Below are 13,332 nucleotides of genomic sequence, written 5' to 3' on the forward strand. Positions count from 1 at the left end.
GGGGGGGGGGGGGGGGGCGGGCCCCCCCCCCCCCCCCCAAAAAAAAAAAAAAAAAAAACCCCCCCCCCCCCGGGGGGGGGGGGGGGGCGCCCCCCCCGCTTTTCTGCTAACTCAACGAATCAAGCAGCATGCCGTTTCTACACCAGCGGCATCGCCGTGGTTTCCTTGATCCGCTGCAGCGCAAAGCTCGACTTCACATCCAGCACCGCCGGGTGCTTGAGCAAGGTCCCCATCATGAAGCGCGAGAAGTGGTCCATGTCCTGCACGTGCACGCGCAGCAGGAAATCCATCTCCCCGGTCATCGCGTAGCAGGCCACCACTTCCGGCCAGGTTCCCACCGAGACCGCGAAATCGTTGCGCGGCGAGGTCGCCGGCAGGCCCGGAGCGCGGCTGGCGCTGGCCACCTCGCTGTGCTTTTCCAGGCGTACGTTCACATAGGCCAGCAAGCCCAGGCCGATCTTGTCCGGATCGAGCAGGGCCACGTACTGGCGGATCACGCCCGCCTCTTCCAGCCGCTTGATGCGGCGCAGGCAGGGCGACGGCGACAGGTTCACGCGCTCGGCCACATCCTGGTTCGACAGGCGTCCATCGGTTTGCAGGATTTCAAGAATCTTGCGGTCGGTTTTGTCCAGCTCAATCTTTGACATAGTTCCCTCGGTCTACTCATGCGTACCGCAATTTTATTGCGCAAATCGCGAAGAGGGGGGAATTGTTTGGAATTTAATGCTGGAGGGCCAGGACTATACTGTGCGCAACACTGGAGGAGACTGACCCACGCCTGCCGTGTACGGCCACAAGACCAACAAGAGTCCGTCGTACCGGCGCCACGCAGGCCAGTTCGCACATCTGAAGCGACACACGGAGACACCCAATGAACGCACCCCTGGACCGCGCCAGCCTGGCGCTGCCGCAGCATGCTCAACACGAGCAAAATATCTCGCTCGACGACAAGTGGACGCTCGAGCGCGGCCGCGCCTTCATGACCGGCACCCAGGCCCTGATCCGCCTGCCGATGCTGCAGCGCGAGCGTGATCTGAAAGCCGGCCTGAACACCGCCGGCTACATCACCGGCTACCGCGGCTCGCCGGTCACCTCGGTCGACCAGACCGCGATGAAGGCGAAGAAGCACCTGGACGCCCACCACGTCAAGTTCCACCCGGGCATGAACGAAGACCTGGCGGCGACCGCCGTCTGGGGCACCCAGCAGACCAACCTGTACAAGGACGCGAAGTACGACGGCGTGTTCGCCATGTGGTACGGCAAGGGCCCGGGCGTGGACCGCTGCGGCGACGTCTTCAAGCACGGCAACAACGCCGGCTCCGCCAAGCATGGCGGCGTGCTGGTGCTGGCCGGCGACGACCACGCGGCCAAGTCCTCGTCGACCGCCCACCAGTCCGACCACATCCTGACCCACTGCGGCATCCCCGTCCTGTACCCGTCCTCGGTGCAGGAATACATCGATTTCGGCCTGCACGCCTGGGCGATGAGCCGCTACACCGGCCTGTGGGTGTCGATGAAGTGCGTGACCGACATCATCGAGTCGGGCGCCGTGGTCGACCTCGATCCGGACCGCGTCCAGATCGCCATGCCGAACGACTTCGAACTGCCGCCGGGCGGCCTGAACATCCGCTGGCCGGACGCCGTCCTGGACCAGGAAGTCCGGATGAACAACTTCAAGTGGTATGCCGCGCTGGCCTATGCGCGCGCCAACAAGCTCAACCGCATCATCTGGGACAGCCCCACCCCGAAGATCGGCATCATCACCGCCGGCAAGAGCTATGTCGACACCCGCCAGGCCCTGGCCGACCTCGGCATCGACGAACAGGCGGCGCGCGACATCGGCCTGCGCCTGTACAAGGTCGGCATGACCTGGCCGCTCGAGTCCGAAGGCGTGCACGAGTTCGCGCGCGGCCTGGACGAGATCCTGGTGGTGGAAGAGAAGCGCCAGGTGATGGAATACGCGCTCAAGGAAGCCCTGTACAATCTGCCGGACAGCGAGCGTCCGCGCGTGGTCGGCAAGTTCGACGACACCGGCGAATGGAGCAACAAGGACCGCATGGGCCACGGCGACTGGCTGCTGCCGGCCACCTACGAGCTGAGCCCGGCCCAGATCGCGCGCGCCATCGCCTCGCGCATCTCGCACTACTGCGCCGGCCACCCGGTCGAGCAGCGCGTGCGCGAACGCATCGCCTTCCTGGAAGCCAAGGAACTGGTGCTGAAGAACATCCCGGCCAAGGCCAATCCGCAGACCGACCGCATCCCTTACTTCTGCTCGGGCTGCCCGCACAACAGCTCGACCAAGGTGCCGGAAGGCTCGCGCGCCATGGCCGGCATCGGCTGCCACTACATGGTGCTGTGGATGGACCGCGAGACCTCCACCTTCACCCACATGGGCGCCGAGGGCACGACCTGGATCGGCCAGTCGCCGTTCACCGACGAGAAGCACGTCTTCGTCAACCTGGGCGACGGCACCTACTTCCACTCGGGCATCCTGGCGATCCGCGCGGCCGTGGCCGCGAAGGTCAACATCACCTACAAGATCCTGTACAACGACGCGGTCGCCATGACCGGCGGCCAGAACGTCGACGGTCCGCTCGATCCGGGCATGATCACCCGCCAGATCGCGGCCGAAGGCGTGCGCCCGATCATCGTGGTCACCGACGAGCCGGAAAAATACCCGGACGACTACGCCTGGGCCGAAGGCGTCACCGTGCGCCACCGTTCCGAACTGATGGACGTGCAGAAGGAACTGCGCGAGATGCCAGGCGTGTCGGCCGTGATCTACGACCAGACCTGCGCCTCGGAAAAGCGCCGCCGCCGGAAAAAAGGCGAGTTCCCCGACCCGGCCAAGCGCGCCGTCATCAACGAAGCCGTGTGCGAAGGCTGCGGCGACTGCTCGGTGCAATCGAACTGCCTGTCGGTCGAGCCGCTGGAAACCGAACTGGGCCGTAAGCGCCAGATCAACCAGTCCTCGTGCAACAAGGACTTCTCCTGCGTGTCGGGCTTCTGCCCGAGCTTCGTGACCGTCGAAGGCGGCGGCCTCAAGAAGCCAAAGAAAGCCGCAACCGCCGACAACGCGCCGCCGGCACTGCCTGCGCCAGTCATCCCGTCGGTCAGCGAGCCCTTCGGCATCCTGATCGCCGGCGTCGGCGGCACCGGCGTGGTCACCGTCGGCCAGATCCTGGCGATGGCGGCCCATGTCGAAGGCAAGGGCGCGATCGTGCTCGACCAGTCCGGCCTGGCCCAGAAGGGCGGCCCGGTGATGTCGCACGTGCGCCTGGCCGAGCACCAGGCCGACCTGCACTCGACCCGCGTGGGCACCGGCAGCGCCGACCTCGTGATCGGCTGCGACCAGATCGTCACCGCCAGCCGCGACGCGCTGAGCCGCATGGGCGAAGGCCGCACCTGGGCCGCCGTCAACTCGACCGGCGCCACTACCGCCGCTTTCGTCAAGAACCCGGACTGGCAGTTCCCGGCCGAAGGTTCGCGCGGCGCCATCCTCCAGGCTTGCGGCGAGCAGAACGTCGACTTCGTCGACGCCGGCCAGATCGCCACCGCCCTGATGGGCGACTCGATCGCCACCAACATGTTCATGCTGGGCTACGCCTTCCAGAAGGGCCACGTGCCGCTGCAGGAAGCTTCCCTGATCAAGGCGATCGAACTGAATGGCGTCTCGGTGCCCTTCAACAAGGCCGCCTTCCACTGGGGCCGCACCGCCGCCCACGACCTGGCCTCGGTCAAGAAGCTGACTACCCCGGCCCAGGTGATCGAGTTCAAGCGCACCCAGAGCCTGGACGACATCGTCAAGCGCCGCGTCGAACTGCTGACCGCCTACCAGAACGCGGCCTACGCGGCCAAGTACAAGGCCTTCGTGGACCAGGTGCGCGCCGAGGAAGCCAAATTCGGCAAGGGCACCCGCCTGGCCGAGGCCGTCGCGCGCTACTTCTACAAGCTGATGGCCTACAAGGACGAGTACGAAGTCGCCCGCCTGCATACCGACCCGGCCTTCCGCGACAAGATCGCCGGCATGTTCGAAGGCGACATCAAGCTCAAGTTCCACCTGGCGCCGCCGCTGCTGGCCAAGCACGACAAGGAAGGCCGTGCGATCAAGAAGGAATACGGTTCGTGGATGATGGGGGCCTTCGGCCTGCTGGCCAAGCTCAAGGGCCTGCGCGGCACCCCGTTCGACGTGTTCGGCTACACCGCCGAGCGCCGCACCGAGCGCGCCTTGATCGGCCAGTACCGCGAGACCATCGAAGCGCTGCTGCCCAAGCTGAGCGCCGACAACCTGGCTCAGGCCGTGGCGATCGCCAGCATCCCGGAAGACATCCGCGGCTACGGCCACGTGAAGGAGCGTCACCTGAAGGCGGCCAAGCAGAAGGAAGCAGCGCTGGTGCAAGCCTTCCACGCACCGGCCGGCACGGCGTCCCAGGCGGCATAAGCTTGCTATCCTGCTACGGTGGGCGCCGTGCGCCCACCGTATGCAGCAGCAATTGATTTACCTCTAGCATTTTTCGTTGTCTGCAAGACTCAACTGTTACAGTTGCTTGCACTCCGTCCCAATCCCCGCGTCTATAATCGGACGCATGAGAACGTCTAACGCACCGCGCCGCCAGGCGCTTCCCCTGCGCCTGCTGTCCACCTCGCTCGCAACGCTGTTCGTCCTCGCCGGTTGCGGCGGCGGAGGCGGTTCGCCCGGCGCCACCGTGAGCGCCACGCCGCCCGCGTCCCAGCAGCCGCCGGCCACCACGCCGCCGGCCACCGGCCAGCAATCGGTCTACGACACCAATCCGAGCCTGCTGGGCGATGCCTTCAGCAATTACTGGAACCTGTGCGCCAAGCCGCGCACCGGCGTCGACGCCAACGGCAAGCCTTACCCGGACCGCCAGGGCAGCCTGCTCGACGAGCTGAAGTTCCTGCGCGCCTGGACCCACCAGAATTACCTCTGGTACAACGAGGTGCCGAATACCTACCGGATGGCGGACTTCAGCAATCCGATCGACTACTTCGACGTGCTCAAGACGACGGCGCTGACCCCGTCGGGCAAGCCCAAGGACCAGTTCCACTTCACGTATCCGACCGAGGAATGGGATGCGATGCAGAACGAGGGCGTGGACCTGGGCTACGGCCTGACCTTCTCGCGTGTCGGTTCGGGCGTGCCGCGCACCTGGATCGTGACGGCGGTGGAACCCGGCTCGCCGGCGGATGCGGCCGGCGTGCGCCGCAACGACATGCTGATGCGCGTCGACGGCGTCGACTTCGTCAGCGCGGGCGACAACGCCTCGGTCGACATCATCAACGCCGGCCTGTTCCCAAGCAGCGCCGGCACCCAGCACCGCTTCAGCTTCCAGCGCAGCGGCGCGCAATTCGAGGTGACCATGACCGGCGCCGAAGTGCGCGTCGATCCGGTCAAGAACGTCAAGGTGATCGACACCGCCAGCGGCAAGGTCGGCTACCTGAGCTTCGAGACCCACAATGCGGTGTCGGAAAAGGAGCTGGTCGACGCCTTCACCACCTTCAAGCAGGAAGGCATCGCCGACCTGGTGCTGGACCTGCGCTACAACGGCGGCGGCCTGCTGTACGTCGCCAGCGAACTGGCCTACATGGTCGCCGGTCCGGCCGCGACCGCAGGCAAGGTGTTCGACCGTCTGCAGTACAACGACAAGATCGGCTCCGACTCGCCGATCATGTTCCGCTCCACGGCCTATGGCTTCTCCGCGCCCAACCCGGTCGCCGCCGGCACGGCGCTGCCCTACCTGGGCCTGAAGCGCGTGACCATCCTGGCCACCTCGGGCACCTGCTCGGCGAGCGAGGCGGTGATCAACGGCCTGCGCGGCGCCGACATCGAGGTGATCCAGATCGGCGGCACGACCTGCGGCAAGCCCTATGGCTTCACGCCGGTGCCGAACTGCGGCACGACTTATTTCTCGGTCGAGTTCAAGGGCGTCAACAACAAGGGCTTCGGCGACTACGCGGACGGCTTCGCGCCGACCTGCCAGGCCTCCGACGACCTGACCCGCGCGGTGGGCGATCCGGCCGAGGGCCTGCTGGCCACGGCCCTGGCCTACCGCACCAGCAATGCCTGCCCGGCTCCGCAGGGCCAGAGCAGCGCGCGCCAGCTGCCGACGCAACTGGTGCGTCCGCTGGTGAAGGAAATCGCGATCGACCGGCGCAGCCGCTAGGTTGTCCCTGCTTCACCGGCCGCCTCACGGCGCCGGTGAACGCGTCTATAATCTCCGGCTTTGTGACTCTTCACTTGCCGGAGCTTCCCGATGATCCGTTCTGCGTTCCTGCTGGCCGTCCTGGCCGCCGCGCCCCTGTCCCAAGCCGCCACCGCACTGAGCACCGTTTCCGAGCGTTCGGGCTTCCAGAGCACCGGCCGCTATGACGAAGTGATCGCCCTGTGCGCCGCCTTCCAGAAGGCCTACCCGAAACAGGTCAAGTGCGTCGACTTCGGCCGCACCCCGGAAGAGCGCCCGATGAAGGCGCTGATCGTGAGCGCCAGCGGCGCCTTTACGCCGCAGGAGGCGAAGCGCCAGGGCCTGCCGGTGACCCTGATCCAGGGCGGCATCCACGCGGGCGAGATCGACGGCAAGGACGCCGGCTTCCTGGCCTTGCGCGAAGTGCTGGACGGCCAGCTGGCCAAGGGCGCGCTCGAGAAGCAGGTGCTGGTCTTCGTCCCGGTGTTCAACGTCGACGGCCACGAGCGCTTCGGCAAGTGGAACCGCCCGAACCAGCGCGGCCCGGTCGAGATGGGCTGGCGCACCACCGCCCAGAACTTCAACCTGAACCGCGACTACGTCAAGGCCGACGCGCCCGAGATGCAGGCCATGCTTGGCCTGGTCAACGCCTGGGATCCGCTGACCTATGTCGACCTGCACGTGACCGACGGCGCCAAGTTCCAGCACGACGTCTCGATCCAGGTCGAGCCGGTGTACTCGGGCGACCCGGAATTCCGCAAGGCCGGCCTGGCGCTGCGCACCGGCGTGATCGCCGACATCGCCAGGCAGGGTTCGATGCCGCAGTCCTATTACATGTCCTTCGCCAAGACCGACGATCCAATGTCGGGCTTCGTCGACAGCGTGTCCGACCCGCGCTTCTCGACCGGCTATTTCCAGCTGCGCAACCGCATGGCGCTGCTGGTCGAGACCCATTCGTGGAAGGACTATCCGACCCGCGTGCGTGTCACCCACAACACCGTGATCTCGATCCTGGAGCAGGTCGCGAAGCACGGCAAGGCCTGGCAGCAGGCGGCGTTCGCCGCCGACGCCCGCGCCGCCAAGCTGGCCGACGCCAAGGTGGCGCTGACCTACCGCACCACCGACAAGACCCAGATGGTCGACTTCCAGGGCTACGAATACACGCGCGCGCCCTCGAACGTGTCGGGCATGCTGATGACCCGCTACGACGAGGCCAAGCCGCAGGTGTGGCGCGTGCCGCTGCGCGAGGAAGTGGTGCCTGACCTGGAAGTCAACGCACCGCGCGCCGGCTACATCGTGCCGGCCGCGCATGCGGCCATGGTGGCCGAGAAGCTCAAGCTGCACGGCATCGCCTTCCGCAAGCTGGACAAGGCGATCGAGGGCGCGAAGGTCGAGACCTTCCGCGCCGACAAGGCGACGTTCGGCGCGACTTCGTTCGAGGGACACCAGCGCCTGACGCTGGAAGGCAAATGGAGGGATGAGGCGCGCACGGTGACGCGCGGTTCGCTGTTCGTGCCGATCGCCCAGCCGAAGGCGCGCCTGGTCATGGCCATGTTGGAACCGCAGGCGCCGGATTCGCTGGCGGGCTGGGGCATGTTCAACACCGCCTACGAGCGCAAGGAATACATGGAAGAGTACGTGGCCGAGGATGTGGCGCGCGAGCAGATGGCGGCGGATCCGAAGGTGGCCGAGGAGTTCCAGCGCAAGCTCGATACCGATCCTGCGTTTGCCAAGAACCCGCATGCGCGCCTGGAGTTCTTCGCCAAGCGGCATTCGTCGTGGGATGAGCGCTATAACTTGTATCCGGTGATGCGTACGAACGTGGCGCTATAAGCAGATGAGTTGTGGAGCGGGTCATTTGGCCCGCTCCTTTCGCCCGTCGTTCCGGCGAAGGCCGGAACCCAAGTTCGTGTTGCAGCCACTACGTTCAAAGATCATGGCGGCGCACGCAAACTTGGGTCCCGGCCTTCGCCGGGAGGACGACTCAAGCGTTATTGGTGAAAATTACTGCCCCACCGACCTCAACATCACAGTAGTAACCTTCCCCTCCGCATTGATCAGCTGATACAGCCGATCATACTCATCATCCCCGATCTCCGTCCCCGGCGCCCCGCCGAACAGCTTCACCAGCTCCCCCAGCGTATTCGAGTGCCCCACCACCAGCACCGGCCCGGTGAGCGCCTTCACCTTCTCCACCAGCGCCTTCGGCGCGCGCGGATCGTAGCTCTGCACCTGCAGCCCGAGCTGGCTGGCGAGCGGCTGCGCGGTCTGCTGGGTGCGCACATACGGCGTGCTGAACACGGCCGTGATCCCGGCGCGTCCCAGGATGGTGGCGATATTGCGCGCCCGCGCCTGTCCCTGCGGCGTGAGTTCGGGGTCCTGGCCGACGGCGGCTTTTTCGCCATGCCGCACCAGGTAAACAATGCTCGGTTCAGCCATGGCGGCGCAGGGCAGGAAGACGGCCAAGGCCAGGGCCAGTTGTCTCAGCAGGCGGGAAGTCACGCACATCGCAATCCTCTTGGACGAAAAAAAAGCAGAGTACCACGCCTCTGCTTTCTTTCCGCCGCCGATTGGGCCTAAACCGGGGCTTACAGCTGGGTCAGCGAGATGATGTTGGCCGCAGGCGTCGAGCACGGCTCCTCGTCGAAGGCGATGTCGCCGTTCGGATTGGCCACGCCGTCCACCTTCAGGTCGGCGAAGCCGAACAGGTTGCGGTCCATCAGGTGCGAGGGCACCACGGTGTTCAGGGACGAAAACACGTTGTCCACGCGCCCCGGATGCTTCTTCTCCCACTCGCGCAGCATGGCCTTGATCTGCTTGCGCTGCAGGTTTTCCTGCGAGCCGCACAGGTCGCACGGGATAATCGGGAAGCCCTTCACCTCGGCATAGCGCTCGGTGTCGGCCTCGCGCACATAGGCCAGCGGGCGGATCACCATGTGTTTGCCGTCGTCCGAGACCAGCTTGGCCGGCATGCCCTTCAGCTTGCCGCCGAAGAACATGTTGAGGAAGAAGGTTTCGAGGATGTCGTCGCGGTGGTGGCCCAGGGCGATCTTGTTGCAGCCGAGCTCGTCCGCCACGCGGTAGAGGATGCCGCGCCGCAGGCGCGAGCACAGCGAGCAGGTGGTCTTGCCTTCCGGGATCAGGCGCTTGACGATGCTGTAGGTGTCCTGGTTCTCGATGTGGTAGGGCACGCCCAGCTTCTCGAGGTAGGCCGGCAGTACCTCGGCCGGGAAATTCGGCTGCTTCTGGTCCAGGTTTACCGCCACGATGTCGAAGTGGATCGGCGCGCGCTCGCGCAAGGTCATCAGGATGTCGAGCAGGGCATAGCTGTCCTTGCCGCCCGACAGGCAGACCATCACCTTGTCGCCGTCCTCGATCATGTTGAAGTCGCCGATGGCCTGGCCGACCAGGCGGCACAGGCGCTTGTGCAGCTTGTTGTTCTCGTAGGCGACTTTTTCCGCCTTCTTGGTGTCGACCGCCAGCTGGTCGAGATCCGCTTCGCTCATGCTTCTTCCTTCAGTTGGAACACTTCGACGCCCACGCCTTCGCAGTCGGGGTAGACGTCCGGCTTCATGGTCGACACGCGCGCCGCGCGCACGCGCGGATGCAGCAGCATCGCCTTGACCACGTCGTCGCAGAGGGTTTCCTGCAGGTGGATGTGGCCCTTGGCGACGCGCTGCGCGATGGTCTCGCGCATGAAGTCGTAGTCCACCACTTCCGACAACTGGTCGGCCTTCGGGGTCGACTGCTCGAGCGGGATGTACAGGTCGACGTTGATCATGACACGCTGTTCCGCCTTCTTCTCGAAGTCGTGGACGCCGATGTTGATCATCACTTCGTAGTTGCGCAGGAACAGCCGGCGGCAATCGCGCAAGCTCGGGTGGGTCAGGGCGGACAACATGGTTAGCCTTATCGATTAAATTGAATTGGGTGTTTCAGTCAGGAACATCACGTCGCGCCCCAGCGGCACCAGGTGCTGGCCGCCATCGACCAGCAGGGTGGTGCCGGTCAGCGCGCGGGCGCCGGCCGCGTAGACGACCGCGTCGGCGATGTCTTGCGGCGTCGAGGAGCGCCCCAGCGGCGTGGCCTGGTGGGCGCGCGCAAAGCCTTCCTCGCTCTGCTCGCCCGACACCATGGTGATGCCGGGCGCCACGCCGACCACGCGCAGTTTCGGCGCCAGCGCCTGGGCCAGCATCGTGGTGGCGCTGTGCAGCGCGGCCTTCGACAGCGTGTACGACAGAAAATCCGGGTTGAGATTGTACAGTTTCTGGTCCAGCAAGTTGATCACCACGGACTGCCCGCCCTCCGGCGTGGCCTTGTACAGCGCCTGCGCCAGCAGCAGCGGCGCGGCCACGTTCGCCTGCATGTGGGTTGCCAGCAATACCGGAGAAAACTCGGTGGCGCTGTCGTATTGAAACAACGAAGCGTTGTTGACAATGCAAGACACGGGGCCGAGTTCGGCGGCGGCGCGGCCGGGCAGGGCGCGTACGGCGGCCTCATTGGCCAGGTCGCACTGCAGCGGCACGGCGCGCCGGCCGAGGGCGCGGATGGCCTCGACCGTCGCCAGGGCGTCCGGTTCGGATTGGCGGTAGTGGACGGCCACGTCCCAGCCGGCGCGGGCCAGGCCGAGCGCGATGGCGCGTCCCAAACGGCGCGCCGCGCCCGTCACGAGCGCGATCCTGGGAGAGGTGGTCGAAGCCTTGTCCGTCATCTTGTCCTGTGGGCCCGCCGAAGGGGCCAAATAATGGGCCAAATTGTTGATATGGGCCGATCTCGCTACAATGCCGGCATGTCTTTGCCCGCACCCGACCGCGACGCACTCAGCGCGTCCCACTCCCTGCAAGAGCTCATCGCCGTTGACATCGAACGGCAGGGCGGAGCGATTGCGTTTTCGCGTTTCATGGAGCTGGCGCTGTACGCGCCCCGGCTCGGGTACTACAGCGGCGGCGCGTCCAAGCTCGGCGCGGAGGGCGATTTCACGACCGCGCCCGAGATCACGCCCCTGTTCGGCGCGGCGCTCGCGCGCGTGGCAGGCGCTATTATCGCCCAAAGCGCGCCCGACATCATCGAGTTCGGCGCCGGCACCGGCAAGCTGGCGCGCGACGTGCTCGCGGCCCTGGCGGCCCAGGGCGTGGCCGTCAACTCCTATACCATCATCGAACTCTCCGGCGAGCTGCGCGCGCGCCAGCAGGAAGCCCTGAAGGACCTGCCCCAGGTGCGCTGGCTGGACGCCATGCCGGAACGCTTCTCGGGCGTGGTGCTGGCCAACGAGGTGCTCGACGCCATGCCGGTCGAACTGGTGCTGAACACGGCCCAGGGCTGGCGCCGCCAGATGGTCACCATCGAGGACGGCGCCTTCGCCTTCGTGCAGCAGCCCCTGGATGCGGAACTGCAGGCCCAGCTGGCGCGCCAGATTCCCGACCATGACCAGCGCCCGGAAGGCTACCTGACCGAGATCCACCCGGTGAGCGACGGCTTCATGCGCTCGCTGGCCGCCATGTTCGAGGGAGGGAAGGGCGCCGCCATCCTGCTCGACTACGGCTTCCCGGCCCACGAGTACTACCTGGACCAGCGCATGGGCGGCACCCTGATGTGCCACTACCGCCACCACGCCCACCCCGATCCCTTCTACCTGCCGGGCCTGCAGGACATCACGGCCCACGTCGACTTCACGGCCATGGCGCTGGCGTCCCAGGAAGCCGGCCTGCCGGTGCTGGCCTACATGAGCCAGGCCGCCTTCCTGCTGGGCGCGGGGATCGGCGAACTGCTGATGGAACACGACCCGGAAGACCCGCTGCGCTACCTGCCCCAGGCCAAGGCGGTGCAGAAGCTGGTGTCGCCGGCCGAGATGGGCGAGCTGTTCAAGGTGCTGGTGGTCGGCCAGGGCATCGACTTGCCGGAGGCAATCGTGCAGGCCGACCGAAGCCACCGCCTGTAGACTTCGTGATATCTTGCACAGCGGACACAAATCCGGCTAAGCTTGTCACTTGGCGCAGTCACCGGATCGGCTATTATTCGTCGAGCAAGCAGGGCGCACATCACACACCATGGCCAAGATCCACACCCACTATGACAACCTGAAGGTTGCGCGCGGCGCGCCGCAGGAAGTCATTCGTGCGGCATACAAGGCTCTCAGCCAGAAATACCATCCCGACAAGAACCCGGGCGACGAAAAGGCCGCCCGCATCATGGCGATCGTCAATACCGCCTACAACACCCTGTCCGACCCGGTGCGCCGCAAGGAGCACGACGACTGGATCGCGTCGGAAGAATGGGAGGTCGAGTGGGTGGAAAGCTCGAACGCCGAGGAAGGGCGCGCCCGCCCGGAGAGCTGGGAAGCCCGTCCGCCCGAGGGCGCGCGCCGGGCGCGCCTGCTGCGCGATCCGCGCTGGTGGCTGGGCCTGGCCACCTGCTTCGTGGCCGGCGCCGCCTGCACGGTGCTGCTGGCCCAGCAGCCGAATCTCCTGCCCAACGCCCTGGCCTGGCCGGGCAAGCCCGCATCCCCGGCGAACGCCACCGACGCGGCGGCCGCCAATCCCGCCCATCCGGACGAACTGGGCAACGACACCAGCATCGAAGGCTGGGCGCGCCGCTACAGCGGCGAGGCCGGCAAGGAGCCGCCGCCCGAGATCAAGGCGCTCGCCGTCACCCAGCTGGTCGTGCCCCAGCGCGCGCCGGACTGCGGCACCGACCTGCAGACCCTGAGCGCGCCCAGCGGCGACCCCTGGCCGGCCGAATCCGGCTACCTGGCCGGCTACCCGGTCGGCAACAACGGCAGCGAGATGCAGGTCCTGATCGACAACAGCGCCAACAGCTCGCCGGTGTTCGTCAAGCTCTACGACCTGGACCGCCGCTCGAACGTGCGCCACGCCTTCGTGCAGGCGCGCGCCAGTTTCGTAATCGACAAGCTTGCGGCCGGCAAGTACGAGGTGCGTTACCAGAACATCGTCATCGGCGCCAGCAAGGCCGAGTGCGTCAATGGCCGCCGCACGCCGCTGCGCCAGGCTGCGGCAATCGGTTTCGATAACTAAGCCGCATTCAGAGCTGTCGCATTTTCCCCGCACACCGGGCACGCCGGTGTTGTCGTCTTTACCCGATTTAATTAATTTGTTCCTCTGCCGTAATATACTGG

At 66.1% G+C, this 13,332-nt stretch carries 10 protein-coding genes; 5 read left to right on the forward strand and 5 right to left on the reverse strand.

Features of this window, described 5'->3' with window-relative positions; genetic code table 11:
• Positions 1-137 precede the first annotated feature (137 nt).
• Positions 138-647 carry an Lrp/AsnC family transcriptional regulator gene (locus KBW95_RS01470; protein ID WP_211526922.1) on the reverse strand — a complete coding sequence of 170 codons (510 nt, stop codon included), beginning with the start codon at positions 645-647 and terminating at the stop codon, positions 138-140.
• A gap of 224 nt (positions 648-871) precedes the next feature.
• Between KBW95_RS01470 and KBW95_RS01475 the strand changes: the two genes are divergently transcribed.
• The 3 genes from KBW95_RS01475 to KBW95_RS01485 all read left to right on the forward strand — a co-directional run bounded on the left by KBW95_RS01475 (position 872) and on the right by KBW95_RS01485 (position 8,033).
• Complete coding sequence (locus KBW95_RS01475; protein WP_211526923.1) at positions 872-4,441, forward strand: indolepyruvate ferredoxin oxidoreductase family protein; 3,570 nt, start codon at positions 872-874, stop codon at positions 4,439-4,441.
• Positions 4,442-4,586: 145 nt separating this feature from the next.
• Positions 4,587-6,182 (forward strand): S41 family peptidase, encoded by a 1,596-nt coding sequence (locus tag KBW95_RS01480; RefSeq protein ID WP_211527332.1) that lies wholly within the window; start codon positions 4,587-4,589, stop codon positions 6,180-6,182.
• A gap of 90 nt (positions 6,183-6,272) precedes the next feature.
• Entirely contained in the window at positions 6,273-8,033 is a 1,761-nt protein-coding gene (locus KBW95_RS01485; RefSeq protein WP_211526925.1) for a M14 family metallopeptidase, read from the forward strand.
• A gap of 171 nt (positions 8,034-8,204) precedes the next feature.
• Here KBW95_RS01485 and KBW95_RS01490 read toward each other — a convergent pair whose 3' ends face one another.
• From KBW95_RS01490 to KBW95_RS01505, 4 genes are all read right to left on the reverse strand, one after another.
• The gene (locus KBW95_RS01490; RefSeq protein WP_211527333.1) at positions 8,205-8,708 is read right to left on the reverse strand and encodes a histidine phosphatase family protein; all 504 of its coding nucleotides are present in this window, start codon (positions 8,706-8,708) and stop codon (positions 8,205-8,207) included.
• A gap of 80 nt (positions 8,709-8,788) precedes the next feature.
• On the reverse strand, positions 8,789-9,706 hold the full coding sequence (ttcA, locus tag KBW95_RS01495) for a tRNA 2-thiocytidine(32) synthetase TtcA (protein WP_211527334.1): 918 nt from the start codon (positions 9,704-9,706) through the stop codon (positions 8,789-8,791).
• Complete coding sequence (locus KBW95_RS01500; protein ID WP_211527335.1) at positions 9,703-10,101, reverse strand: dihydroneopterin aldolase; 399 nt, start codon at positions 10,099-10,101, stop codon at positions 9,703-9,705. The genes ttcA and KBW95_RS01500 overlap by 4 nt, the downstream gene beginning before the upstream one ends.
• Before the next feature lie 15 nt (positions 10,102-10,116).
• Positions 10,117-10,911: an SDR family oxidoreductase gene (locus tag KBW95_RS01505; RefSeq protein WP_211527336.1), complete on the reverse strand. Its 795-nt coding sequence runs from the start codon at positions 10,909-10,911 to the stop codon at positions 10,117-10,119.
• Between the two features lie 78 nt (positions 10,912-10,989).
• On the opposite strand from KBW95_RS01505, the gene KBW95_RS01510 reads away from it, so the two are divergent.
• On the forward strand, positions 10,990-12,138 hold the full coding sequence (locus KBW95_RS01510; protein ID WP_211526930.1) for a class I SAM-dependent methyltransferase: 1,149 nt from the start codon (positions 10,990-10,992) through the stop codon (positions 12,136-12,138).
• 109 nt (positions 12,139-12,247) lie between these two features.
• Complete coding sequence (locus KBW95_RS01515; protein WP_211526931.1) at positions 12,248-13,231, forward strand: J domain-containing protein; 984 nt, start codon at positions 12,248-12,250, stop codon at positions 13,229-13,231.
• Positions 13,232-13,332 lie beyond the last annotated feature (101 nt).

The organism is Massilia sp. ZL223 (genome assembly GCF_018119395.1).
GTDB lineage: Bacteria > Pseudomonadota > Gammaproteobacteria > Burkholderiales > Burkholderiaceae_D > Telluria.

Bases quoted from the DNA above. Each gene is read 5' to 3' on its own strand.
- KBW95_RS01470 (WP_211526922.1), bottom strand. From the start codon at position 647: ATGTCAAAGATTGAGCTGGACAAAACCGACCGCAAGATTCTTGAAATC.
- KBW95_RS01475 (WP_211526923.1), top strand. From the start codon at position 872: ATGAACGCACCCCTGGACCGCGCCAGCCTGGCGCTGCCGCAGCATGCT.
- KBW95_RS01480 (WP_211527332.1), top strand. From the start codon at position 4,587: ATGAGAACGTCTAACGCACCGCGCCGCCAGGCGCTTCCCCTGCGCCTG.
- KBW95_RS01485 (WP_211526925.1), top strand. From the start codon at position 6,273: ATGATCCGTTCTGCGTTCCTGCTGGCCGTCCTGGCCGCCGCGCCCCTG.
- KBW95_RS01490 (WP_211527333.1), bottom strand. From the start codon at position 8,708: ATGTGCGTGACTTCCCGCCTGCTGAGACAACTGGCCCTGGCCTTGGCC.
- ttcA (WP_211527334.1), bottom strand. From the start codon at position 9,706: ATGAGCGAAGCGGATCTCGACCAGCTGGCGGTCGACACCAAGAAGGCG.
- KBW95_RS01500 (WP_211527335.1), bottom strand. From the start codon at position 10,101: ATGTTGTCCGCCCTGACCCACCCGAGCTTGCGCGATTGCCGCCGGCTG.
- KBW95_RS01505 (WP_211527336.1), bottom strand. From the start codon at position 10,911: ATGACGGACAAGGCTTCGACCACCTCTCCCAGGATCGCGCTCGTGACG.
- KBW95_RS01510 (WP_211526930.1), top strand. From the start codon at position 10,990: ATGTCTTTGCCCGCACCCGACCGCGACGCACTCAGCGCGTCCCACTCC.
- KBW95_RS01515 (WP_211526931.1), top strand. From the start codon at position 12,248: ATGGCCAAGATCCACACCCACTATGACAACCTGAAGGTTGCGCGCGGC.